The following is a 24,411-nucleotide window of genomic DNA, read 5'->3' on the forward strand; positions in this document are numbered from 1 at the left end:
GTTAGCACTCTAGGGTGGTTCGTGGGTCCCTTGACCGATCGATGCCGTAACCGAGACCATCGGCTCCCTTCGAAAGGTCCAAGCCGCCCCCCTCGAAGTGAGCCAACGAATGGAACGCGGCACGATTCCGGTATCGGAGCTACCCGGCGGACTCGATCTCTACCTGACCCTCGAGAGCGGACAGACCTACCTCTGGGGCCGCGACGACGGCCGGATGTACGACGGCGAACGGCCCGACGGCGCGTGGTACTACACCGTCGTCGACGACGCCTCGAGCGATCCCGACCCGGACGTCGTTCGTGTTCGAGTTCAGGATGGCTCCCTCGAGTGGGAGACGACGGCCGGTGCGGACGCCGAGGAGACCGTGCGGCGACTCCTGCGACTCGACGACGACCTCGAGGCCGTCGTGGCGGCCACACCGGACGATCCGTTGCTCGCGGAAGCTTACGATACCCATCGCGGACTGCGATTGGTCGAGGACCCGGCGTTTGGCTGTCTGATCTCGTTTATCTGTTCGGCTCAGATGCGCGTGAGCCGCATTCACTCGATGGTGTCGACGGTGGCTCGCGAGTATGGTACCCCGGTCGAGTTCGACGGCCGGACCTACCACGCGTTCCCGACGCCGGCGCAACTCGCGGCCGCGACGGAAGACGAACTCCGGGAGCTGGGGCTTGGCTACCGTGCACCCTACGTCGTCCGGACGGCCGAGATGGTCGCCGACGGTGACGCCCATCCCGCCGAAGCCCGCGACCTCGCCTACGAGGAGGCCCGGGACTACCTCTGTCAGTTCGTGGGCGTCGGTGACAAGGTCGCCGACTGCGTCCTGTTGTTCTCGCTTGGGTTCGACCAGGCCGTGCCGCTCGACACCTGGATCAGGTCCGCGATCGAGGACTACTACCCCGACTGCGACTGTGGCTCGTATGCAGCGACGTCGCGAGCGATCCGCGAGCAGTTCGGCGGTGAGTACGCTGGCTACGCCCAGACCTACGTTTTCCATCACTTGCGGACCGGTGAGTAGTCGCCCACCCCGCTCGAGTGCATCCGGGAGGTCGGTAGCTACTTCTGTTAGCTTCGCAATCACTCCATCGATGGGACTCACGTCGCTGCTCGTAACGGTCGCCGCCGCCGGGTTCGTCGGTGGATTGGGCATCGCGATCAAGTATTTCGGCCGTGTCGAGTTGATCGCCGGGTACGACCCCGACCGTGTTACCGACGAGGAAGGGATGGCGGCTTTCGTCGGAACGAACGTGTTGTACGTCGCCGGAGCCTTGGGCGTCGTCGCCGTCCTCGACTACGTGGAACCGGCCGGCGGAGACGCGGCCGCCGTCGCGTGGCTTGTCTTTCTGATCGGGACGGTCCTGTTGACCGGACGGATGGTCGTCGGCGCGCGTCGGTACGAGAACGGCGCGGAGACTGGCGGTGGTCGGTAGCTGGCGACGGTGGCGGTGGCGACGCTCCCGGTATCGAGGCCTCCTCGGTCACCGCGGTCGAGTGGCTCCCGCCGACCGACGTAGTCCGGTCACGGCTGGACGGCACACTCGAGGTCCATTCGTCGGCACCCGGTGTCGCTCGGATCGCTCTCGATCCACTCGGCGTGTGCCAGGAGTGGACCCGTTCGTGACGACCGGGATTTTTGACACTCGCGGTCGATCCACTCAACAGGATCATGGCCGACCGAACACGCGCACACGTCTTCGTTTCGGGGACGGTACAGGGCGTCTACTACCGTGCGAACACCCGCGACACGGCTCGGGAAACGGGCGTCGACGGCTGGGTGAAGAACCTCGATGACGGCCGCGTCGAGGCGGTCTTCGAAGGGGACGAGGAGGACGTGGAGGAGATGATCGAGTGGTGCCACACGGGTAGCCCCGCGGCCGAGGTAGCAGATGTCGCGGTCGAGTACGAGGAGCCCCGTGGCGAAGACGGGTTCGAAATCCGGTACTAGTACCGACCGAACTACGTGCTAGTGAGGGAGTCATAGAACGCTTCATAAGAGGGTCGCTCTCGCGTTGAATGACCACAAATAACCGCTCGGTCGAGCGTGGATTCAATTGCCAGCGATTGCCAGTCCTGATAGCTGTTCTGAGTGGCGTGCTGAATACAGAGAATGAGTGCAGCATGACACCTCCGTTTGTTCCACACCGAAAGCAGTGAACCATCGGCTCACTACACGTGCGAATTGATCACTTAGAACCGGAACATGTATCATAAATCTTGAGAGATAATAATACAATGCCTACAGATTCAGAGAGGCAGAGCGATATTTTACTGATGCTCTTTGCTGTACAGTTTACCCTACTTATCCTACTGGTTCCGTGGTTATGGCCACTTCTTCTCTTCCCGGTGCTTCTCACCCTACACGTAATGAAATCTGAGTATCACCGTCGATTAACCGAAGAAGAACTCCAGTAAGGGCTCTGTTTAATCGCTAGACTGCGTCGAGTTTAGTCGTTAGAATCACGGTATTGAAGCGGAAGACCGGAAATTGTGCCAACCCAAATCTTCCGCTTCACCGAACGCTGTGTCTGGATTGCTAAAAGAGTTGCTGACGATACAGACGAATCCGCCGCCCCGGAAGGTGGCGGCGGATTCGCCGATTATGCGATGATTCCGCTCCACTGCTTGCGAATTTACCTTGGGACGTCTTATCGGATGACCATCGATATCCTGACGGAGATGCCACGAATAACCCGGGAGATCGACCTTGAACCGGCCNCCGCTCCACTGCTTGCGAATTTACCTTGGGACGTCTTATCGGATGACCATCGATATCCTGACGGAGATGCCACGAATAACCCGGGAGATCGACCTTGAACCGGCCAATCTCCCTCATCCATCCACGCTATGTCTAGCGTTCGATAGGCTCGAAATGCGTGTGTGTGTCGAGTGCTGCTGCGCTATTCAGCGCAGCTGCACGAGACTGGTGAGATCGGCACGATCGACGCGACGTACTTCGACCACTCCCGTGCAAGTCGCCACTACTGCCGACGGACAAACTACCACGTTCAGACGATGAAAGTGACGAAACTCGTCGATACAGAGACGCAAGCGATTCTCGATCTTCACTGTACTACGACGTGGGAAGGGAGTGATGCAGAGATCTGTGAGAAACTCGCCCGCAAACACTCGGGCGAGTTGCGCGTCCTTACAGCGGACAAGGGCTACGACTGTAATTGGCTTCGAGAAGACCTCCGAAAACTCGACATTCGGCCGTTGATCAAGCACTGCGTCCATGCACCGTACGATCACGCGCATAACGCGCGGATTGATGACGAACTCTACGGCCAACGAGCAATGTCAGAAACCGTCTTTTCTTCTGTCAAGCGCTCGCTGGGCGTCGCCCTGCGAGCGCGAACNTGGTACCGAGAATTTCGTGAGATCGCGCTGATGTGTGCGGTTTATAACATCAAGAAGGCCGCAAAACAGGAAATTCCGCTCCCGTCATGCGATTAAACACGGCCGTCGATAGACTAGTAGTCATATTTATCTCTGTATCCTGCACTTATTACCCCTCGGTATCCGTATGACACCGTGGCGAGTCTATAGGGCACTCAGAAGGGTTCTGGACAAACAGTGACGGTCGCTGTTCGCGTACCTCTACTAATAGACTAACACAACCGTCTTCGTCTGACGAAGTGAAACTAGTTCGTTCGTTACCATCGCGGTGGTCAACTACTACTGCAATGGGTTCATCTGGCCAAAAACAATCGGGATACCAACCATCCTCTGGTAAGATTTCATGGTCATCTGCATGAAATACATCATCCGTATTTTCGCTTTCGACACTGAGTTCTACCGTTACAGGACTGCTATGGGTGTTGATGAAATATATCTCCTGCACCGTCGCATACTCCTCGCTATCTGCGAGCAGACAGCCTGCCGTTGTACTGATTCCAACACTCGTAGCAAAACCGATAAACTCGCGTCGGTCCATCTGTGGCGTTTGAATATCGAACATTAAGTGCTTTCTCAATTACATTATAGTGATTGTTCTGCATCCCCATTCAATTTGCTTTGTTGAATAGCTGCTGAATGAGGGTTAGAGTGGCTCACAGAGCTTTTCTATGTTGATGATGGCGAACATGAGGACGATTTCACGGAACTGTCGATACCAGCCCAGCGCTCGCACGGCATCGCCGAGCGAGCGCTTCGTCGTTGAGTAGGACGTCTCTGCGATCTACCGTTGTGTGTAGCTCCCAACCGGTTGAATGCGTTGTGCGCGACAGTCATCGGTTTCGATTACGGTGATGGACACGATAGTCGAGATCATGCGCGAACAGTTGCGGATCCTCACAGCGGACAAGGGCTATGACTGTAACTGACTTCGGGAAGACCTCCGAGAACTCGACATTCGACCGTTGATCAAGCACTGCGTCCATGCACCGTACGATCACGCGCACAACGCGCGGATCGATGACGAGCTCTACGGCCAACGAGCAATGTCAGAAACCGTCTTCTCTTCTGTCAAGCGCTCGCTGGGCGTCGCCCTGCGAGCGCGAACCTGGTACCGAGAATTTCGTGAGATCGCGCTGATGTGTGCGGTTTATAACNGGGCGTCGCCCTGCGAGCGCGAACCTGGTACCGAGAATTTCGTGAGATCGCGCTGATGTGTGCGGTTTATAACATCAAGAAGGCCGCAAAACAGGAAATTCCGGTCCCGTCATGCGATTAAACACGGCCGTAAGTCCTTCACCTATACTGAGCATTCGAGTTTCCGCGTTGATCCCTCCTCGGCCCCTGCAACATTCGCGCGATCTATTCAGCACGCAATTTCTGACAGCCCCGAGTAGATTTCGCTCTCCCGTGGTCCATCGTTTCCCTATACTGCCTGGCAGAGAGTAGTGGCGAATGGGGTGTACGAACTGTTCTATGATTCCCTATGCTGGTGACTGCTGTCCGACAGTGCAAGCGGACTGTGAGGAGTCACCGCGGGCTGAATCGATTGGTCCGGTCGTCACCACCGCCGTCGTCGTGACCGCGCTCGGTGGTCTCGGACTCGTCGGCGTCGTGGTGTTCGCTTTCGTCGTAGATATCGAGGTGATGGACCGCGCTCGGCGAGAGGAGTCGGTTCCCCTCGAGCTCGAGCCAGCCGTTCGCGTGAACGACGACGGGCCCCTCGTACAGAACCCCCTCGGAGTCCGGATTACCGTAGATGACGATGTCCCGGTAGACGCCCCCTGCCGGGTCACTGTTCCCGGTTGACGGCCTCAGGTCATCTCCGTCTCCGTCTCCGTCTCCGTCCCCGTCTCCGTCTTCGTTTCTGTCTTGGTCTCCGTCTTCGCGTCCGGGTTAGTCTCTGCGTGATCGTCCTCGAGCCACGGTGGCCTCGCGGTGTAGTTCCACTCGGCCCACTCGGCTTTCTCTCCGGCGTAGTAGGCGCGGTAGGCCGCGACCGGATCGCCAGGCCGTTCGTACTCGTCCGGCATCGCCTGGGGGCGAGGCGTCGGTTCTGTGGTCGGGAACTCGATGTCGTCGGCGTCGATTCGCTCGATCACGCTCCAACTCGCGTGGTCGGCGTCTTTCTCGTAGCGGTCGACGAACTCCGCGTTGAGCGCGTCGGCGTGCTCGCACAGTCGAAGCCAGTTGGCCCGCGATTCGGTTGCCCATCGGGTCACGGGGTGGCCGACGTGGGTCGACCCGTAGAGAAATTCGGCGTCGTACCCGTTCTCGCGTGCCGCCGTACAGAGAATCTGTGCCGCCTCGAGCAGCAGCTTGTTGACGTGCTGGTCGCAGTGGTACCGCGCGGCAAGTCGGGGGTCGTCGTCGAGCCAGAAGACGTTCACGCCAGTCGTAGTGGTCCCCGGAGCATGAGCGTGTCGTCCGCAATCTTGAACGGTCGGCCGGTCGAACGACAGGATATGATCACAGGCAGGCGAATGGCCGCCGTCGACGAGAACGCCGCGGCGCTGGGCGTGCCGCGCAAGCAGCTGATGGAGTCCAGCGGGAACGCCGTCGCCCATACGGTCCGTGATGTCGCCGACCCGGGCTCGAGCGTGGCGATCGTCGCGGGACGTGGGAACAACGGCGGGGACGCGTTCGTCGCCGCCCGATTCCTCGAGGAGTACGACGTTACCACACTCTTGCTCGGCCGCGCCGAGACCATCGGCACCGAAATCGCCAGCGAGAACTGGGACACACTCGAACGGGCCGACTACGATGTCCGAGAAGTCAGAGACTCGAGTCAGTTCGGCCTCCCGGACGCGGACGTAGTCGTCGACGCCATGCTCGGAACGGGGATCAGCGGCGACCTCCGGGAACCCGTGGCGACCGCAGCCGAGGCGATCAACGCCGCCGACACCACCGTCGTTGCGGTCGACGTCCCCACCGGGTTCGACGCCGACGGCGGTGACCACGCCGAAAACCGCGTCGAGGCCGACCGCGTCGTGACGTTCCACGACACCAAGCCCGGTCTCGAGGACCTCGCGGCCGAGGTGACCGTCGCAGACATCGGTATCCCCGCTGCAGCAGAGCGGTTCGTCGGTCCCGGCGATATCTCGCTCGCGCGGCCGGACGACCGCGAGGGGCGGCCGTACGTCATCGGCGGCGGTCCGTACACGGGTGCACCCGCACTCGCTGCCCAGGCTGCGCTCCGGGCCGGCGCGGAACTGTCCTTCGTCGCAGCACCCGGGACGGTCGCCGGCGAGATACAGGGCTACGCCGCGGACCTCGTCGTTCAGCCCTACGAGGAGGACGTCCTGACGCCAGAGCGAGCCGACGACCTGCTCGAGACCGCCCAGGAGTACGACAACCCCGTCGTGCTGGGGCCGGGACTGGGCACCGCAGACGAGACGCTCGAGGCTGCACGCCAATTTCTCGAGGGCTACGACGGCCGGGTGGTCGTCGACGCCGACGCGCTCGCCGTCGTCCCCGAGGTCGAAACCGATGCGACGCTGGTCTGTACGCCAAACCGGGCCGAACTCGCGCGGATGGGTGGCCCCGACGCGGACGACCTCCGGGCAGTCGCCGACGAGATCGAATCGTTCGCGGCCGACCTCGGCCACGTCGTCCTCGCGAAAGGTCCCGACGACGTGATCACTGACGGCGAGCGGACCCGGATCAGCCGCTCGGGGACCCTCGGGATGAAAGTCGGCGGCACCGGCGACACGCTCGCCGGGATCGTCGCGACGCTTCTGGCGGACACGGACCCGCTCGAGGCCGCGGCAGCCGCCGCCCACGTCAACGGGCTCGCCGGCGAACGACTCGCCGACGACGAGGGACACGGCTTTCTCGCGTCGGAGCTACTCGGGGAAATTCCCGCGGTCCTGTGGGGTGAGTCCGATGTCTGAGGACGGCTCCGCGGACGGTGACGCCGAGGAACTGACCCACACCACCGACGAGGGCGAGGTCCAGATGGTCGACGTCGGAGACAAGCCGGACACGAACCGACGTGCGGTCGCGGCCGGCGAAATCCGCCTGCAGCCCTCGACGATCGAGGCGATCCGGGAGGACAAAGTCGGCAAGGGTGACGTGCTCGCGACCGCTCGCGTCGGCGCGATCCAGGCCGTGAAACACACCTGGGAGACGGTCCCGATGTGCCACCAGATCCCGATCACGAACGTCGACACCGACTTTTCGCTCTGCGAGGACCGGGTCGAACTCGAGGTCGCCGTCGAGACCACGGGGAAGACGGGCTGTGAGATGGAAGCCCTCGAGGGCGTCACGACGGGTCTGAACGTCGTCTGGGACATGGTCAAGGCCGTCGAGAAAGACGAGGACGGCCAGTACCCCGAAACGGGAATAGAGAACGTGCGGGTGCTCGAGAAGGAGAAACGCCGGCCCGAGTAGGCGCGATCCTCGTCGGTGGGTTTGCCCTCTCCTCCACCATCCTACAGTGCTCTACTCGAGTCCGGTTTCGCTTCTCTGTTTTACTGACCCGAGAGAGGAACGTCTTTAGGTCAGTCGTCTGTACCAGCCGACGATGCCGTCACCCGACTTGCTCGCTCACCTACTCCCGTTGCTGGTCGTGCTCTTTTTGCCCGTCGCGGGCCTGTGTCTCGCGTACGCGATCGCTCGCGACGCGGAGACACGCGAGGCAAACGGCACCGGCTGGGCCGCGTTCGTCGTATTGCTCCCGCCGATCGCGGTCCCGGTGTACTTGCTGTACAGACGACGCCTGCCGGCCAGACACGAACCCGCCGGACCGCGCGAGCGATGGGTCGGATCGATCGGTATCGCGGGCGTCACCGGCTTTCTTGCGGTTGGTCTCGGGATGCCGCCGGATCCGTTCACCCTCGCTCTCTACGTGCCGGTAGCGGTCGTCGTCCTCATGCCCGTCGCGTACCTTCTCTGTTACGAGCCCGGATGGCGGACGCTCGGGACGTGACAATCGACCCCGACGCTGAACGTCGAGCGGATGTTAGAGGTCCATCCCACCGTTGACATCGATCACTTCGCCCGTCACGTACGAGGAGTCCTCGCTTGCGAGGAACCGGACGACCGCCGCGATGTCCTCGACCTCCGCGAGTCGCTCGAGCGGAATCCCGGCGATGATCCGGTCGAGAACCTTGTCGGGGACGCTCTCGACCATATCCGTCCGGGTAAAGCCCGGCGCGACACAGTTGGCCGTCGACCCGCCCTGTGCGAGCTCGAGTGCGATCGTCCGGGTGAACCCGAACATGCCGCTTTTCGCCGCGGCGTAGTTCGCCTGGCCGAAGTTGCCCTGTTTGCCGACCACGCTCGAGATGTTGATCAGCCGACCCTCCTCGGCGTTCCAGATGTCGTCGTAGAACTCCTGGGTGCAGTTGAACATCCCGCCGAGATTGACGTCCATCACGCGATCCCACTCCTCGCGGGTCATCTCGGTGAACTGGTGGTCGGCCGTGATACCGGCGTTGTTCACCAGTACGTCCGCGGGCCCGAACGCTTCGTGACAGACATCCCGCAGCCGTTCGACGGCCTCGCGGTTGGCTACGTCGGCCTGTGCGGCGACGGCGTTTCCGCCGGCGCTTTCGACCGCGTCGACGGTTTCGTGCGCCGCGTCTTCGGACGACCGATAGTTGACGACCACGTTCGCGCCATCACTCCCGAGGTGTTCGGCGATGCCTCGTCCGATCCCGCGTGCCGATCCCGTGATAACGCAAGTACGACCTTCCATTGACATGTTAGAAGAGGGGTTCTACGCCCGATGGTAAATAATGGTATGTGAAATAAAAGGCCACGCTATGGCGGCAGGACCGAGACTGCGGCGGAACTGGAGTGAGTGGAGCTACTCCTACTTGCACCTGGTCCAACCTCGTCCAACCTCCTCCGGACGTCACCGAGGATCAGGTGCCCAAACGTCGAAAACGCGCTCGAGGGCGACATCGGCGAAGGACAGGGAGGGTTTCCGATGCCGGTGAGTGGTGAGGATCGAACGGGACGGGCTCACTGCTGTTGGGCCTGTTCGATCCAGTCCTCGACCCGGTTCGGGGAAATCCCGGTTTCGGCTGCCAGTTCTGCAGCGTCGGCAGCCGCGAGGTCGTCGAACGTCTGGATACCGGCCGCCGAGAGGTCCTCGGCGTAGGCCTGTCCGACGCCGGTCAACTCGGTGAAATCGTCTGCCTCGGTTTCGATCGCCGATTCCGGATTGCCGTCAGCCTCGCTCTCGTCGTCAGTGTCGGCTACTTCTTCGACGACCTCTTCGTCGACCGTCATCTCGCCGGGTTCTGCGGGCTCTTCCTGGATGTCGTCTTCCCCCCGGGCGGCGATCTCGTCGTCGGACCGATCCTCGCCGTGGTGCTCGCTCGTTTCGGCATCGAGTTCGCCTCCGTCTTCGTCGTCGTCCACCCGGGAACGCTCTTCGAACCACTCACAGACGTCCGGCCAGAGCTCCGCGTGACTGCGGGAGGACACGGACATGCCGATATGCCCCGTCGCGAACTCCATGATCTCGGTGTCCTCCGCTGGGATCACCTCGTTGAAGGGCTTCGAAGCTCCCGGCGGGATGAGGTGGTCGTACTCCGCGACGATCTGGAGCACCGGGACGTCGATGTTCTCGAGATCGACGTGGGCCCCGTCCAGTCGGAGTTCGTTCTCGTACAGCTTGTTCTCCTGGTAGATGTCTTCGATGAACTGCTCGTAGGCCTTGCCAGCCACGTCGATCCCCTCGGAGAGCCACCGCTCCATCCGAGCGAAGTTCTCGACGAAGTCCTCGTCCTCAACGTTGTCGTAGAATCTGACGTACTTCGTCACGTTGTTCGCGACGGGGTCCATCAGGGCGAAGCCGACGTCGAGGAACTCCGCGGGAACGTTGTCGAACGTCTCGGTGACCCTCTCGGGATCGTAGTAGTCCTCAGCACCCCACAGCTCGAGCACTCCGCCGTCACCGGCAAAGCAGAGTCCCGCGGCCATCAGACCGAGGTTTCGGACCTTCTCGGGGTAGAGGGCGGTGTACATCGCGGACATCGTTCCGCCCATACAGTAGCCAAGGACGTTGATCGCATCCTGTCCCGACCGGTCGCGGACCACGTCGACGCAGTTGTCGATGTAACGGTCGACGTAGTCCTCCAGGCCGAGCGAGCGGTCGAGTTTCGACGGCTCTCCCCAGTCGATCAGATAGACGTCGAAGCCGGCATCGAGCAGCGTCTGGACGACCGAGCGGTCGGGCTGTAGATCGAGGATGTACGGCTTGTTGATCAGCGCGTAGACGATGAGGATGGGAACGTCGTACTGCTCTTCGGTTCGGGACTCGTAGTGGAGCAACTCGAGTTTGTTCTCCTCGTAGACGACCTCGCTGGGCGTTTGCCCGACATCGACGTTCTCGAGGGTCTCGGTCCGGTCGGGGGCAACTTGGCTCTTTTCGGCCAGATCGGCCGTCGCTTCCCACGCTTTTCGCTGGATGTCGAGTGCTGTTGCGTAGGGGTTGTTCATTGCTCGCTATCGTCCTCCATCGATTCGAGGTGTTCCAGGACGCGATCGAGTTTCTGCTCGACGTCGTGCTGACGACGCTCGAGTTCGACCAGTCGATCACCGATTTCGACCACGTCTTCTTCGGTCGCGAACCCGAGCGTCCGGAGCGTCTCCTGGGAGGCCTCGTCGGCCTGCTGCTGGAGTTCGAGGACGTCACCGACGGTTTCGCCGGTCATTCTGGCGAAGGCGGTCGTCGACATGACCTCCTTGAACGCTTCGTTGGCCGTGTTGAGCCAGATGTCACGGAACTCCTCGACGTCGATGTCCTCGCCCTCGAAGACATCGTTGGTCCGCTCGACCATCTGCTCGGAGGCCTCCATCCAGGTCTCGTAGGCTCGAGCGTATCCCTCGACGCCGTCGGAGAGCTCTTCTTCCTCGCTCATCTCGCCGACGGCCTCCGACCAGCTCTCGACGAACTGGGCCTGGGCCTCCATGTTGTCCTCGAGTGCGTCGAGGAACTGTTCGTTCCACTGTTCGACGAACGCGTTCCAGTTTCCTGCCTGGGGCTGTTGTGAATCCGACATTGGCAACAATTGGGTAAGTGGTGTGAAAAGCGTGATCCCGGGTACTTTAGGCCGACACGTCGAACTCGTCGGTGGTCTCCTCGACGTTCTCCGCCATGGTGGAGACGTTTTGCTCGACCTGGTCGTGGGCCTCGAGTGCCGCGTCGAAGGAGGTGTCGACCATCTCGGCGTAGTTCTCGGCAAACTCGTCGTAGGCGGCCTCGGACTCGTGGATGGCTTCGATCATCGCCTCCATCGACTGGGTCTGTGCCTCGGTCGCGGAGTCGAAGCCTTCGTCGACGAGTTCACGGAGGTCGTCGAACTCGGCGGAGCCTTCCGGCATCGTGCTCTCGAGGGCATCGAAGTAGGCGTGGACCGCGCCGCGAGTGAACTCGGCGTTTGACTCTGCCAGCGACTCCGAGGTCTCGACGGCGTCGGCCATCGCGCTCATCGAGGACTTCTGGGCCTCGAGGGCGTCGTGAGCGAGGTTCTGGGACTGTTCGAGTGCGGTGCGCTGTGCGTCGAAAACGGCGGTGAGTGGGTTCTGAGCCATGGTGTGTATGTTGTGTGTTGTGATTCGTTCGTCGGGTGTGAGTCGATCGCGTCGGAGTCAGTCGTCGCCGTCCCGGTCGCGTTTGACCGGTACGACGACCGTCTGGACGATGTCGCCCTCTTCGATGTCGAGGGCCTCCCGTTCGGGGCCGGGAATGCTGATCCGACCGCCGCTCTGGACACGAGCCTTGAACGTCGCCGTGCCCATGTTCATCGGGCCGAACGCCGACATCTCTTCGAAGGGGTTCGACGACGCCGACGTCGCCTCGAGAAACTGCTTCATCATCTCCTGCTGGGACTGGGCAACCTGCTCGCCGGCTTCCTGCATTCCCTCTGCAAACATCGCGGGTGGAAACCACGGCGAGCGGTCGGAGTCGTCCGTCATCAACAGCACCTACACCTCCGTCGGTAATAAGGGTTTCCACTAGATACCATTTGCTACCATCCAGTGGTCGATATTGGGTCAGTAGGCATTCAGTGGTTGCTGTTGGAGGGGTGAAAGCAGGTTGCGGGAGAGGGAGTGGTGGGTCGGCTCTCGAGTTCGTCGTGACGACGGCTGTCCCGAACCGGCTTCGCTCGATCCGGTGAGCCATACCGGCTGCTCGAGAGAACCACATCACTCTCCCGGTTCGTTCGAGCCGCTGTTAGCGAGATGCTACACTACCCGTTCGTCAAAAACGACGGGACCGTTCGACTGGTTACCGATCGGTTTCGGCTCACGAAACGTTCCCAAAAGACTATGTTCCGGTAAGTGTCGAACGTTCCGGGCAACAGGGGGTTGTCGGCAACAGTTCCTAGCGACCGAAAGCGGTCGTAATAGAATGTTACGGGACGAGAGAGCAAGAACGGATCTGTCGACGTCGGTTCCCAACGATCGAAATCGGTCGTAATACCGTCTTACGGTATGGGTGTGGTAATAAAACAAGGGATTGGATGAGCCAAAAAGTCATAACCGTGCCATCCCTAATCCGGTCGTAGATGTCACACCAGAACTCCGGGACACCAGATTTCACCGCCGTGACGGACGCCTGGACCTCGATGACACAGAGTTTCTTCCAGAGTGCGACCGCCGCGAACCGCGCTGCCGTCTCCGCCATGCTCCCAACCACAGCGACACAGTCGACGAACGGCCGCTCCGAGGACGAGCGCGTCCCTGCCTCGATCCCCTCGGTCGACCACTCCGATCTCGACTGGGAGTTCGACCGTACCGTCGACGACCGCGAGGCGATCACTGTCGGCGATGCGGTCACCTTCGAGAAGACGATCAGCGAGGAAGATGTCCGTGCGTTCGCCGAAATCAGCGGTGACACGAACCGCCTTCACCTCGACGACGAGTTCGCCGCCGACACCCGCTTCGGTGAGCGAATCGTCCACGGGACGCTCGTCTCCGGGCTCATCAGTGCTGCGCTGGCTCGCCTTCCGGGGCTTACGATCTATCTCTCCCAGGACCTCGAGTTCAGCGGCCCCGTCGGCATCGGTGACCGGGCCTCCGCACGCGTCGAAGTCGTCGAAGACCTCGGGAACGATCAGTACCGGCTCGAGACGGTCATCCGCGACGAGGACGACGACGCGACGGTCATCGACGGCGAAGCCGTCGTCCTGATCGACGAACCACCGGCGGAGTAAGACGTCGTCCGCCCGCCGTTCGGAACCTCCGGAACCGCGTTCGTCCCCACACGTTCGCGTTCCGTTCCACCGACGCCTCGAGCGGCGTCCGATCACCACCACGTCTCCCCGGAGATCGCTCGCTTTTATCGCTCGCGACGAGTCGCTCTCAGGTAGTATAAGTGTATCCTCGGGAAACGGACTGCTATGTCACTGTTCGGGACAGCCGGGATCCGCGGCCCGGTCGACGAGATTACGCCCGCGCTCGCACTCGAGGTCGGCCAGGCCGCGGGCCGGCCGGGAGAAACGTTCGTCGTCGGTCGCGACGGTCGCGAGACCGGGGCGGCACTGGCCGCCGCAATGGAAGCCGGCCTCGAGAGCGCCGGAGCCGATGTCTATCGACTCGGGCAGGTGCCGACCCCCACGCTGGCGTTTGCCTCGCAGGGTCGCCGCGGCGCGATGGTGACCGCGAGCCACAACCCGCCGACCGACAACGGGATCAAACTGTTCGACGACGGGGTCGAGTACGACCGCGACGCCGAACGCGAAATAGAGAACGGCGTCGCCGAGGGGGCCCCGACTACCGACTGGGACCGGTGGGGAAGCTCGGAACGACTCGAGGTCCTGGATGCGTACCGCGACGCGGTCGTCGACTACGTTCGCGCGCGGTTCGGCGAGGCCGGCGACGAGACGCCTCTGCTCGAGGACCTCTCGATCGCGGTCGACTGTGGGAACGGAATGGCGTCGGTCGCGACACCGCAAGTCCTCGAGCGGCTGGGGGCCGACGTCGTCGGCGTGAACGCGACCGTCGACGGTCACTTCCCCGCACGGGAGAGCAAGCCGACGCCCGAGACTCTAACCGACTTTTCGGCGTTCCTCGAGGGAGACTCGGCGTTCGATCTCGGGATCGCACACGATGGCGACGCGGACCGAATCGTCGTCCTCGGTCCCGACGGTGAGGTGATCCACGAGGATACCGTGCTGGCCGTGGTCGCCGCCCACTACGCGGCCGAAAGCGAGGCCGACGACCCGGTCGTCGTCACGACGCCGAACGCGTCTGCGCGCATCGACGAACAGGTACGCGAGGCCGGCGGCCGCGTCGAGCGGGTTCGACTCGGCGCGCTCCACGAGGGGATCGCCCGGGAACGCCGCGACGCCGCCGAGGGAACCGAGGTCGTCTTCGCGGCGGAACCCTGGAAACACATCCACACCGCCTTCGGTGGCTGGATCGACGGCGTCGCCAGCGCGGCGGCCGTCGCCGCGCTCGTCGCCGACGCCGGGGACACCGACCGATTGCGTGACCCGGTCACCGAACGCCCCTACCGGAAGATCAGCGTCGACTGTCCCGACGAGGCTAAAGCGGAGACGATGTCCGCTCTCGAGTCCGACCTTCCCGACGCGTTCCCCGACGCGGCGATCGACACCGACTACGGCGTCCGTCTCGAGTTCGACGACGCGTCCTGGGTGCTCGTCCGCCCCAGCGGAACGGAGCCGTACGTGCGGATCTACGCCGAGAGCGACGCGGTCGACGAGCTGATCGCCGACGCGCGTGAGGTCGTCGAAGGGGCGATAGTAGACGCGAGTTGAACTCCTCGCGGTCGGTTTCCGTGACAGCTCCACTCTTACGAATGGCTACGGGCGTCACGTGATACCACGGCCGTCACGACCGGACCGATCGGAGGCGACAAATGTCGTGAAGACACACATTTTTGTCAATACTGCTGCCCATTCGTTTACCGAGGCCCCGTGACTCCGACGGGTATAAACCGTGGCGCTACACTAGCCGTGTCCAATGCCACGTAACAGGCGTACATTCCTGACGGGTGCTGGCGCGGCTGGACTGGCGACGATCGCTGGGTGTGTCGGCGGCTTCGGGGAGGAAGGGGGCGAAGTCGACGCGCGGGTCGGCATGGTCTACGCGACCGGCGGCCTGGGCGACAACTCGTTCAACGATATGGCCCAGCAGGGGCTGTTGGATGCCGAAGACGATTTCGATATCGCGTACGACGAGACCGAACCGAGCACGGAAGGCGACTTCCCGGGTGCACAGCGGTCTTTCGCCGAATCCGGCGACTACGACCTGGTCAGTTGCATTGGGTTCGCACAACTCGATGCACTCGAGGAAAACGCCCAGGAGTACCCCGACCAGAACTTCATCATCATCGACGAAGTCCTCGAGGAAGACAACGTGCGAAGCTACGTCTTCGGGGAGCCGGAGGGATCGTTCCAGGTGGGTCACCTCGCTGGCCTGTTGACCGACATGGAGTTCGCTGCGGGGGACGGCGAGACGAATCCCGACGCGGATACGGTCGGCTTCGTCGGTGGCGTCGAGTCGCCGCTGATCGAGTCCTTCGAGGCCGGCTTCACCGCCGGCGTCGAGTACGCAAACGAGGACGCCGAGGTCGTTACTTCCTACGTCGGCGACTTCAACGACACCGCCGGCGGTCAGGAGGCCGCGCTCTCGATGTACGAAGACCAGGACGCCGACATCGTCTTCCACGCGGCGGGACGCACTGGCGTCGGCGTTCTTCAGGCCGCAGACGCCCAGGGGCGGTTCGCGATCGGCGTCGACGCCGACCAGTCGCTGACCGAGCCCGACTACGCGGATGTCATCCTCGCGAGTATGGTCAAGCAAGTCGACACCGCGATCTACTCCGCGATCGAATCGGTCGTCAACGACGAGTTCGCGGGCGGCGAGACGGAGACGCTCGGCCTCGAGGCGGACGGCGTCGAGGCCGTCTACGGCGACACTATCGGGGACGAGATCCCCGACGAGGTGACCGACGCGCTCGCGGAGTCCAGGCAGGCGATCATCGACGGCGAGATCGACGTCCCACAGGAACCGTAATCGCATGACCGACTCCGGCACGGGTACGATTGCCGACGGAGGGAGAGGTGTGGAACACGGGGACGGAACTGCGAGGACGGCCGGGGGCGATGGCGGGGGCGATCTCGCCGTTCACCTCGACAACATTACGAAGCGGTTCCCAGGAGTCGTCGCCAACGACCGCGTCGACCTCCGCGTCGAACGGGGAACCGTCCACGCCTTGCTCGGCGAGAACGGGGCCGGCAAGACGACGCTGATGAACGTTCTCTACGGGCTCTACCAGCCCGAGGGTGGCCGCGTCGTCGTCGACGGACAGGAACGGGCGTTCGACTCCCCGCGGGATGCAATCGACGCTGGCGTGGGGATGATCCACCAGCACTTCATGCTGGTCGATACGATGACCGTCGCCGAGAACATCGCCCTGGGAAACGAGCCCCGGAAGTGGTTCGGCCTGGCAGTCGACCGCGAACGGATCGACCGCGAGATTCGCGATCTCTGCGATCGGTACGGGTTCGACGTCGATCCGGGAGCGACGGTCGCCGACCTGAGCGTCGGCGCACAGCAACGCGTCGAGATCCTCAAAGCGCTGTACCGCGGTGCGGACGTCCTCATCCTCGACGAGCCGACCGCCGTCCTCACCCCCCAGGAAGTCGAGGGACTGTACAGCGTCCTCGAAGAACTGACCGAGCAGGGAAAGACGATCATCTTCATCACCCACAAGCTCGGCGAAGCGACCCACGCCGCCGACGAAATCACCGTCCTCCGTGACGGCGAGTCGGTCGGCACGGTCGATCCGACCGCGACGACCCAGGAGGAACTGGCGGAGTACATGGTCGGCCGCGAGGTGTTACTCGAGGCCGACGTCGAACCCCGCGAGAACGGCGACGTGGTACTCTCGACCGACGACATCGTCGTCGAAGACGAGCGCGAAGTCGAGGTCGTCTCCGGTATCGACCTCGAGGTCCACAGCGGGGAGATTCTCGGGATCGCGGGTGTCGACGGCAACGGACAGGGACAACTGATCGAGGCGATCACTGGCCTCCGGACACCCGACGAGGGGACGATCACGTTCGACGGCGAGGAGGTAACCGACTGGTCCCGTCGCGAACGGATCGACGCCGGGATGGCCTACATCCCCGAGGATCGCCACGAACAGGGGCTTGTCATGTCGTTCGACCTCGTCGAGAACGGCGTACTCGGAAGTCAGCGCTCGGCCGAATTCGCAAACGGCGGCCGAATCGACTGGGCGTCCGTCCGGGACCACACCGAGGACATCATCGAGACCTACGACGTGCGACCGCCGGACGCCGACGCCGACGCGGTCTCGCTGTCGGGCGGTAACCAGCAGAAGTTCATCGTCGGCCGCGAGTTCGAGCGCGACCCCGACCTCGTGGTCGCGACCCATCCCACCCGAGGAGTCGATATCGGCTCGACGGAGTTCATCCACGACCGCCTGCTCGAGTTGCGCGAGGAGGGGGTGGCCGTCTTGCTCGTCTCCTCCAAACTGGACGAGGTCCAGAGCCTCTCGGATCGGCTCGCGGTCATCTACGAGGGCGAGTTCGTGGACGTGACCGATCCCGACGAGATCACCGAGGAGGAACTCGGGCTGTTGATGGCCGGTGAACACCCGTCCGAGCGACACGAGCCAACTGATACCGTTGCCACCGGCGATCGGGGTGATGCCGAATGAGAGCGCGGATCGAACGGCTCCTCGATCGGCTGATCCACGCCTCGGCGATGGAACGGATCGCGGTCAGCCTGGCGGCGCTGTTCGCGTCGATCATCGTCGGCGCAGTCCTCGTGTTCGTCTCCGGTGGATTCGCGTCCTGCCGAACCGGCCTCGATCTGGCCGGGTGGACGTTCTGTTACAACCCGATACAGGTCTACTACGAGCTGTTCCTCGGGGCGCTCGGCCACCCGCTCGAGGGCGGCTGGTCGCCGACGAATTTCAACCTGGCGACGACGCTCCAGCAGACGACGTTGCTGATATTCACGGGGTTGTCGGTCGCCGTCGCCTTCCGTGCGGGCCTGTTCAACATCGGGACCCAGGGACAGCTGGTCGTCGGCGCGCTGGCGACCGCCGTCACCGTCGTCTACGCGGCGGCGATCGTTCCGGGCGGCTTCGTCGGGACGGTCGTGCTCATCCCGATTGGCGTCCTCGCCGGCGCGGTCTTCGGTGGGCTCTTCGGGGCGATTCCCGGGGCGCTGAAGGCCTACGCGGACGCAAACGAGGTGATCACGACGATTATGCTCAACTTCGTCGCGGTCGGGATCACCTCGACGCTTTTGTCCTGGCGGTTCCAGGACCCCGACAGTAGCAACCCACAGACCGAGCCGATCCCGGAGTACGCCGAGATTCCAAACCTTCCCTTCGGGTTCGGCGGCACGATGGACTTCTCGACGCTTGCGCTTGCCTTCGCCGTCCTGCTGATGATCGGTATCGCCTGGCTACTGGCCCGCACCTCGTTCGGCTACGAACTGCGGACCAGCGGCGTCCAGCCCCAGGCGGCCGCCTACGGCGGCGTCGACGACAAGCGCATGGTCGTCTCGAGCATGACGCTCTCGGGTGCGCTCGGGGGCATCGGCGGCGCGTTCTGGGTACTGATGGTCCACGGCCGCTGGCTCGAGAACGTGCCGGATCTCGGCTTCGACGGGATCGCCGTCTCGATCCTGGCGGGGAACAACCCGCTGGGTGTCGGGGCATCGGCGTTCCTGTTTGGCATCCTCGAGAGTGGGTCCCAGTCGATCGGCACCGCGACCGACGTACCGCCGGAGCTGGTCGGCGTGCTCAGCGGGCTCATCATCCTGTTCGTCGCGATGCCGGAGTTTTTCCGGATGATCGGAGCACGGTATCTCCACGTCGAACCGGACGAACCCGTCTGGGCCGATGGCGGCGGGACCGACGACGGAGGTGAGACCGATGCGTGAACGCCTCCCGCTGCCGGACTCGACGTACATGCAAGCCGTCCTCCTCGGGGGCGTCATCGTGACCCTGCTCTTTCTCCTGTTTGCGAGTCCGAGCACGCACACGGCGACGCTGCGTCTCGCGGTTCCGATCGCGCTCGCGGCTATCGGCGGCATCTTCGCCGAGAAAAGCGGCGTCATCAACATCGGGATCGAGGGGCTGCTCATCGTCTCGGCGTTTACCGGCGTCATCGTCACCTTCTGGCTCGGCTCCGGCGAGTCGACGCTGTTTGTCTCCCACCACTGGTGGGGGATGCTCGCGGGCGTGATCGCGAGCACGCTGTTCGCGCTCGTGTTCGCAGTCGTCTGCATCGAGTTCAAGGCCGACCAGATCATCGCCGGGCTGGCGGTGTGGCTCATCGCGCTCGGGCTCGCGCCGTTCGTCTCGCGGATCGTCTTCGGCAGCCCCAACACCGACACCGTCGGGACCTTCGACAACGTCACGGTGCCGGTGCTCTCCGAGCTCCCGCTCGTGGGCTACCTGCTGTTCGATACGCCGCCACAGGTCTGGCTCATGCTGATTTCGGCTGTCCTCGGCTGGTATCTACTCTCACGGACCAGCTTCGGTCGCTGGGTCGTCGCGAGCGGCGAGAATCCCAAGGCACTGGACACCGCCGGCGTCGACGTACGCAAGGTCCGCTACACGGCGGTCCTGCTTTCCGGCGTCTTCGCCGGACTCGGCGGTGCCGGCTTCGCGCTCGGTCAACTCGGGACGTTCGCGGGCGGGGGCGAGACCGACATCCAGGGCCGCGGATTCATCGCCATCGCGACCTACCTGTTCGCGAACTACCACCCGATCGGTGCCCTCGGTGGCTCGTTCCTCTTTGCCGGTCTGGACGCGATCCAGATCCGGCTCCAGGCGGCCGGCTACGCCGTTCCGACGGAGCTGATCCGAACGATCCCCTACGTGACGGTGATCGTCGTCCTGGTGTTCGTCGGGAAGACCCGACTGCCAGACGCCGCCGGCGAGAACTACGAATCCGGCGAGGACTGATCGACTCGCGTTTCGTTCCTCTCTCGTCTCTCTTCTCTCCTTTCTCCTCTCTCGTCTCTCTTCTCTCCTTTCTCCTCTCTCCTTCTCTTCTCTCCGAGGTCGATGCCTTCTTGCTCCTCCTCGCCCGCACAGGTCACATGAGCGCCGAGAACGCCAACGAAAGCGACCGTGACGACCAGTCCCTCCTCGAGCGCGCCCGCGATATCCAGTCGGCCGCCCACGTCCCCTACTCCGAGTATCGAGTCGGCGCTGCCCTCGAGACCGCCGACGGCGAGGTCTTCGTCGGCTGTAACCTCGAGAACGCGAACTTCTCGAACTCCCTGCACGCCGAAGAGGTGGCGATCGCGGAGGCAGTCAAGAGCGGCCACCGCGAGTTCTCGCGGCTCGCGGTCAGTTCGGACCGGCGCGACGCCGTCACTCCCTGCGGAATGTGCCGGCAGACGCTCGCCGAGTTCTGCGACGACGACCTCCGCGTGCTCTGTGACGAAGGCGACGGCGAGGAGCCGACGGAGTATACTCTGGGCGAACTCCTGCCGAACACGATCAGCGAGGAGACCCTCGAGTCGGAGTGACGGCGATTCGGGCCAGAGGTGGTCTATAGTAACAACTGCAACGGTCTGCACACTGATCACCGACCCGTCTGGCCAGCAGGTGCGCACTGGCTTCTAGTAGCTACTATAGTCGCCTGCGAGCCGGTCCTCGAGTCGCGCCCGCAGAACCGTCCGGTGACACCGCTTTTGCTCCGTGCTCTCGTCACAGACCAGCGCGATCGACTCGCCCGCCGCGAGCCAGAACTCGAGGTCGGCAAGCGCCGCACATGTATCGGCGTCGGTCTCGAGGAACTCCCGGTACGCGTCGCCGAAGTCGACTCGGTCCCAGGCGGCGTCGTCAGCGCCATCGTCGCACAGTCCTTGCAGTTTCGGTTCCGCCTCGGCGTCCGTGACCGTCGCGAGCAGGGCCGCGGGCGGGCCTAACTCAGCGTGGTTCTTGTCGACCACGGCGTGGGTCGGCGGACGACCCCGGCGAGCGTCGCATCTGGGGGCAACTCCGCGAGGTCGTGCTGGACAGCGGCGACATCGTGTCCTCGAGCGTTCCGACCTCGTCCCCGGCGCTCGACTCGGTACCCGTGTCGTACCGGCGGTACGCACGCCCCGCATTTATATACGGTGCCGGCCCGAACTGTCGCGGTCGAATGCCAGCCGACAGCGAAGATCCGAACGCGGACGTACAGTACCACCTCGAGGTCGGCCCCGAGGACGTCGCCGACACGGTGCTCCTGCCGGGCAATCCCGAACGACTCGAGAAGATCGTGGCCCACTGGGACGACCACGAGATTCGAGCCCACCACCGCGAGTACCGGACGGCGACCGGAACGTACGAGGGGACGCCGATCTCAGTCACCTCGACGGGGATCGGCAGCCCCTCCGCCGCGATCGCCGTCGAGGAACTGGCCCGCGTGGGCAGCGACACGTTCATCCGGGTCGGTTCCTGTGGTGCGCTCCAGGCCGAGATGGACGTCGGCGACCTCGTCGTCACGACCGGCGGCGTCCGCCAGGAGGGGACCAGCGACGAGTACGTCCGCGAGGACTACCCCGCGACGGCCGACCACGAGGTCGTCACCGCACTCGTCGCGGCGGCCGAACACCTCGGCTACGAGTACCACACTGGCGTCACCATGAGTGCCGACTCCTTCTACGCGGGCCAGGGTCGACCCGGCTACGACGGGTTCGAGGCAGCCGGTTCCGACGAGGTAGTCGACCAGCTCAAGGAGGCAAACGTCAAGAACATCGAGATGGAGGCAAGCGCCATCATGACGCTGGCGAACCTCTATGGCCTCCGTTCCGGTGCGGTCTGTTCCGTCTACGCGAACCGCGAAACTGGCGAGTTCCGCACCGAAGGCGAGTCACGGGCTGCCGAGACGGCGACGCTTGCGACCCACGTCCTGGCGAAGATGGACGAGGCGAAACGCGAAGCCGGCGTCGACCGCTGGCACGCGGGACTCTCCCTGGACCTCGAGGAGATCTGAGACATCTCTGTACAGAGCGTTCCTATAGCTATAGATTTTATAGGTTTTCGCTGAGATTTCCGACTGTGAACGCCCTCCATCTTCCGCGTCGGAGGCTCCTCTCCGGCGTCACAGCAGCCACCGTCGCGCTGTCGGGGTGTGCCGATCTCGATTCCGACCTCGAGGAGCCGTCGACGGACGACGAACCGGCAGCCGAGACGGAACTCCCCGACGGAGCGATCACGGAGCCCGCCGTTCGGACGCTCCGTTTCGAATCGACCGAGCCGATTGTCCGACATCCCGAGGACGACCGTCGAGCGGAGACGTTCTTCCTCACGGACGCCGAGAACGCGACCGCGCTCTCGTTCGGGGCCGAACCGGATGGAACGGACGCCGTCAGGTCGTTTCTGGATGAGACGACGTTCGAGTCGGAGTCGGTGCTGGTCTTCCAGCGGCCGATCGGCGAGTGTTACGAGCGCCGTCTCGAGTACGTCGTCGCCGATGCCGAACAGTTCGAGTTCCGGTTCTGCCGAGTGATGCGCGAGGCCACCGTCGACTGCGACGTCTCGAGCGAAGAGGGGCACGCGACGTTTCTCCGGGTGCCGGTCGCGTACGACGAACGGCCGGCGGAGTTCGGCGGCAGCGAGGGCTCGTCGTGTCGGTACGGCGACGCCACCGCGCGAAACAGTAGCGAGCGCGAGGAGACGAACGATTCGCTGACCGACCGCGGCAGTGAGACGACATGACCCGCGATCGCACGGCTTCTCGACCGATCGACCGACGTTCGGTGCTTACCGCGTCCGCAACCGGACTTGCCACGGCGCTCGCCGGCTGTACGTCGTTTTCGCTTCAGGACGATGACGACCCGCCGCGGCGCTTCGAACCCGAGGAGTACGCGACGATCGTCTCGGACGACCTCCCACACCGCCGCCGACCCGCACCCGTCCAGCCGTCCCTATCCGCTGTCGAAACCACGCTCGAGGACCTTGAGGCCGATCTCGCGGCCATCCCGTCACCGTTGACTGCCGACGACGTGCCGAACGAGGCCGCACGTTCCAGCATCGAACGGACCCACGAGATCGCGGAAAACCGACGGGACAATCTCACCGACGAAGACGACGAGTTCTACCGGTTCCGGGCGATCGTACTGGCACGCCGTTACGCGGGCGAAGCCGCGGGTGCGTACCGGGCCGTCGAAGGCGAGGTGACGCGGTCGACGATCGAATCCGATCGTGCGGCCATCCGCGACGAACTCCAGGACCGCCGGGACGTGTCGTCGTACGTCGGCGACGATCCCGGTCGGACGCTCGTCCTCTGGTCCCGTCTCGAGGACCGACTGGCTGTCGCCGAGAACAGGCTCGAGAATCGGCCACGGGAGCAGACTGCACCCGAACTCGAGATCGGCGAAATCGCCGGGGAGGTCGCGAACGCGGAGGCGACAGTCGAGTTCGTCGACGAACTCACAGCGCGGCACGACGACCGACTCGAGGACGGCCGATCCCTCGAGTCGACGTTCCGAACGGCACTCGACCGCTCGCTCGCGGCGATCGACGACGCCGACCTCCCGGACGACGACCAACAGGCGACGAATCTCGTCGATATCGACATCGATGGGACGGCCGCGGAACGACTGCTCGGTCGGGCCGCGGCGAACGTCTTCGGAGCCGCGAACCGGACGCGAGAGCGCGCCGCCGAGGAGCAACTGGTGGCGGCGCTGCGGTCGGCCTGCACGTTCGAAATCGATCGGCGCGCGTTCGAATCGATCCGCGACGCGGTCGCCGACGGCGACCACCGCCGGATCGACTCGGTCGAGGACGTTCGGGCGGCGAGAGCGACCGCACTTGAGCGCGCTGCCGACGCGCCCTTCGACCCCGAAACGCCGACGGTAGGCGGCGACTTCCTCGGGGAGTGCTACTGGTGGCTCGACAGTGAAGACGGGAAGCTGGAACGGCTGGCCGATCGCGGGCGAAGCGCCACCCTGCACCACGAGTACGCCGAATATACGCGCCACGCCGAACGGATCGCGGCGCTTCCGGACGCCGTCGCGACCGTCGAGGATCGACTCGAGTGACAG

25 protein-coding genes and 3 pseudogenes are annotated in these 24,411 nt (G+C 63.6%); 18 read left to right on the plus strand and 10 right to left on the minus strand.

Features of this window, described 5'->3' with window-relative positions:
• The first annotated feature begins 109 nt into the window (after positions 1-109).
• The 4 genes and pseudogenes from C446_RS15080 (at position 110) to C446_RS15095 (ending at position 3,453) form a co-directional block, all read left to right on the plus strand.
• Positions 110-1,018, plus strand: coding sequence for a DNA-3-methyladenine glycosylase family protein (locus C446_RS15080; RefSeq protein ID WP_006673990.1), 909 nt, complete (start codon positions 110-112; stop codon positions 1,016-1,018).
• A gap of 70 nt (positions 1,019-1,088) precedes the next feature.
• Positions 1,089-1,430, plus strand: a complete 342-nt coding sequence (locus tag C446_RS15085; protein ID WP_006673991.1) for a hypothetical protein — start codon at positions 1,089-1,091, stop codon at positions 1,428-1,430.
• A gap of 236 nt (positions 1,431-1,666) precedes the next feature.
• A complete protein-coding gene (locus tag C446_RS15090; RefSeq protein WP_006673992.1) occupies positions 1,667-1,945 on the plus strand; it encodes an acylphosphatase in 279 nt (92 codons plus the stop codon).
• 542 nt (positions 1,946-2,487) lie between these two features.
• A pseudogene (locus C446_RS15095) lies at positions 2,488-3,453 on the plus strand (IS5 family transposase).
• 586 nt (positions 3,454-4,039) lie between these two features.
• Here C446_RS15095 and C446_RS18225 read toward each other — a convergent pair.
• Positions 4,040-4,268 (minus strand): annotated as a pseudogene (locus C446_RS18225) (IS5/IS1182 family transposase); the annotation flags it as partial.
• 12 nt (positions 4,269-4,280) lie between these two features.
• Here C446_RS18225 and C446_RS18230 point away from each other — a divergent pair.
• Positions 4,281-4,607: pseudogene (locus C446_RS18230) on the plus strand (transposase); the annotation flags it as partial.
• Between the two features lie 316 nt (positions 4,608-4,923).
• On the opposite strand, the gene C446_RS20130 reads toward C446_RS18230, so the two are convergent.
• Together C446_RS20130 and C446_RS15105 are read right to left on the minus strand one after the other, a co-directional pair.
• On the minus strand, positions 4,924-5,160 hold the full coding sequence (locus C446_RS20130) for a hypothetical protein (protein WP_394295219.1): 237 nt from the start codon (positions 5,158-5,160) through the stop codon (positions 4,924-4,926).
• 47 nt (positions 5,161-5,207) lie between these two features.
• Complete coding sequence (locus C446_RS15105) at positions 5,208-5,783, minus strand: hypothetical protein (RefSeq protein WP_006673996.1); 576 nt, start codon at positions 5,781-5,783, stop codon at positions 5,208-5,210.
• 75 nt (positions 5,784-5,858) lie between these two features.
• Between C446_RS15105 and C446_RS15110 the strand changes: the two genes are divergently transcribed.
• From C446_RS15110 to C446_RS15120, 3 genes are all read left to right on the plus strand, one after another.
• Complete coding sequence (locus tag C446_RS15110; protein ID WP_083861145.1) at positions 5,859-7,286, plus strand: NAD(P)H-hydrate dehydratase; 1,428 nt, start codon at positions 5,859-5,861, stop codon at positions 7,284-7,286.
• Positions 7,279-7,785 (plus strand): cyclic pyranopterin monophosphate synthase MoaC, encoded by a 507-nt coding sequence (moaC, locus tag C446_RS15115; protein WP_006673998.1) that lies wholly within the window; start codon positions 7,279-7,281, stop codon positions 7,783-7,785. Before C446_RS15110 ends, moaC begins: the two co-directional genes overlap by 8 nt.
• A 133-nt stretch (positions 7,786-7,918) precedes the next feature.
• Positions 7,919-8,323: a hypothetical protein gene (locus tag C446_RS15120; protein WP_006673999.1), complete on the plus strand. Its 405-nt coding sequence runs from the start codon at positions 7,919-7,921 to the stop codon at positions 8,321-8,323.
• A 33-nt stretch (positions 8,324-8,356) separates the two neighbouring features.
• Here the strand turns inward: C446_RS15120 and C446_RS15125 are convergent, their stop codons facing one another.
• The 5 genes from C446_RS15125 to C446_RS15145 form a co-directional block, all read right to left on the minus strand.
• A complete protein-coding gene (locus C446_RS15125; protein ID WP_006674000.1) occupies positions 8,357-9,100 on the minus strand; it encodes a beta-ketoacyl-ACP reductase in 744 nt (247 codons plus the stop codon).
• A 263-nt stretch (positions 9,101-9,363) separates the two neighbouring features.
• Positions 9,364-10,848 carry a class III poly(R)-hydroxyalkanoic acid synthase subunit PhaC gene (gene phaC / locus C446_RS15130; protein ID WP_006674001.1) on the minus strand — a complete coding sequence of 495 codons (1,485 nt, stop codon included), beginning with the start codon at positions 10,846-10,848 and terminating at the stop codon, positions 9,364-9,366.
• Entirely contained in the window at positions 10,845-11,411 is a 567-nt protein-coding gene (locus tag C446_RS15135; protein ID WP_006674002.1) for a poly(R)-hydroxyalkanoic acid synthase subunit PhaE, read from the minus strand. The genes phaC and C446_RS15135 overlap by 4 nt, the downstream gene beginning before the upstream one ends.
• A 46-nt stretch (positions 11,412-11,457) precedes the next feature.
• On the minus strand, positions 11,458-11,943 hold the full coding sequence (locus tag C446_RS15140) for a hypothetical protein (protein WP_006674003.1): 486 nt from the start codon (positions 11,941-11,943) through the stop codon (positions 11,458-11,460).
• A 57-nt stretch (positions 11,944-12,000) separates the two neighbouring features.
• The gene (locus C446_RS15145) at positions 12,001-12,327 is read right to left on the minus strand and encodes an AbrB/MazE/SpoVT family DNA-binding domain-containing protein (RefSeq protein WP_006674004.1); all 327 of its coding nucleotides are present in this window, start codon (positions 12,325-12,327) and stop codon (positions 12,001-12,003) included.
• Between the two features lie 593 nt (positions 12,328-12,920).
• On the opposite strand from C446_RS15145, the gene C446_RS15150 reads away from it, so the two are divergent.
• The 6 genes from C446_RS15150 (at position 12,921) to C446_RS15175 (ending at position 20,332) form a co-directional block, all read left to right on the plus strand.
• Entirely contained in the window at positions 12,921-13,568 is a 648-nt protein-coding gene (locus C446_RS15150; protein WP_006674005.1) for a MaoC family dehydratase, read from the plus strand.
• Positions 13,569-13,754: 186 nt separating this feature from the next.
• Complete coding sequence (locus tag C446_RS15155) at positions 13,755-15,134, plus strand: phosphohexomutase domain-containing protein (protein WP_006674006.1); 1,380 nt, start codon at positions 13,755-13,757, stop codon at positions 15,132-15,134.
• Between the two features lie 205 nt (positions 15,135-15,339).
• On the plus strand, positions 15,340-16,395 hold the full coding sequence (locus tag C446_RS15160) for a BMP family lipoprotein (RefSeq protein WP_049920275.1): 1,056 nt from the start codon (positions 15,340-15,342) through the stop codon (positions 16,393-16,395).
• A gap of 4 nt (positions 16,396-16,399) precedes the next feature.
• The gene (locus C446_RS15165) at positions 16,400-18,064 is read left to right on the plus strand and encodes an ABC transporter ATP-binding protein (protein ID WP_006674008.1); all 1,665 of its coding nucleotides are present in this window, start codon (positions 16,400-16,402) and stop codon (positions 18,062-18,064) included.
• Positions 18,061-19,302 carry an ABC transporter permease gene (locus C446_RS15170; RefSeq protein ID WP_006674009.1) on the plus strand — a complete coding sequence of 414 codons (1,242 nt, stop codon included), beginning with the start codon at positions 18,061-18,063 and terminating at the stop codon, positions 19,300-19,302. Before C446_RS15165 ends, C446_RS15170 begins: the two co-directional genes overlap by 4 nt.
• A 28-nt stretch (positions 19,303-19,330) precedes the next feature.
• Positions 19,331-20,332, plus strand: coding sequence for an ABC transporter permease (locus C446_RS15175; protein ID WP_239639521.1), 1,002 nt, complete (start codon positions 19,331-19,333; stop codon positions 20,330-20,332).
• Here the strand turns inward: C446_RS15175 and C446_RS19410 are convergent.
• Positions 20,311-20,469, minus strand: coding sequence for a hypothetical protein (locus C446_RS19410; protein ID WP_169331372.1), 159 nt, complete (start codon positions 20,467-20,469; stop codon positions 20,311-20,313). The two genes, C446_RS15175 and C446_RS19410, sit on opposite strands and share 22 nt — an antisense overlap.
• On the opposite strand from C446_RS19410, the gene cdd reads away from it, so the two are divergent.
• Complete coding sequence (gene cdd / locus C446_RS15180) at positions 20,470-20,904, plus strand: cytidine deaminase (protein ID WP_006674011.1); 435 nt, start codon at positions 20,470-20,472, stop codon at positions 20,902-20,904. It begins immediately after the preceding gene.
• A 93-nt stretch (positions 20,905-20,997) separates the two neighbouring features.
• Here cdd and C446_RS15185 read toward each other — a convergent pair whose 3' ends face one another.
• Complete coding sequence (locus C446_RS15185) at positions 20,998-21,489, minus strand: DUF488 family protein, N3 subclade (protein WP_394295218.1); 492 nt, start codon at positions 21,487-21,489, stop codon at positions 20,998-21,000.
• Between the two features lie 35 nt (positions 21,490-21,524).
• Here C446_RS15185 and C446_RS15190 point away from each other — a divergent pair, with 35 nt between their 5' ends.
• The 3 genes from C446_RS15190 (at position 21,525) to C446_RS15200 (ending at position 24,408) form a co-directional block, all read left to right on the plus strand.
• Complete coding sequence (locus tag C446_RS15190) at positions 21,525-22,358, plus strand: nucleoside phosphorylase (protein WP_006674013.1); 834 nt, start codon at positions 21,525-21,527, stop codon at positions 22,356-22,358.
• A 65-nt stretch (positions 22,359-22,423) separates the two neighbouring features.
• Complete coding sequence (locus tag C446_RS15195) at positions 22,424-23,083, plus strand: hypothetical protein (RefSeq protein ID WP_006674014.1); 660 nt, start codon at positions 22,424-22,426, stop codon at positions 23,081-23,083.
• A complete protein-coding gene (locus C446_RS15200; RefSeq protein WP_006674015.1) occupies positions 23,080-24,408 on the plus strand; it encodes a hypothetical protein in 1,329 nt (442 codons plus the stop codon). The genes C446_RS15195 and C446_RS15200 overlap by 4 nt, the downstream gene beginning before the upstream one ends.
• The last annotated feature ends 3 nt before the right edge of the window (positions 24,409-24,411 follow it).

The organism is Halobiforma nitratireducens JCM 10879, from assembly GCF_000337895.1.
Taxonomy (GTDB): domain Archaea; phylum Halobacteriota; class Halobacteria; order Halobacteriales; family Natrialbaceae; genus Natronobacterium; species Natronobacterium nitratireducens.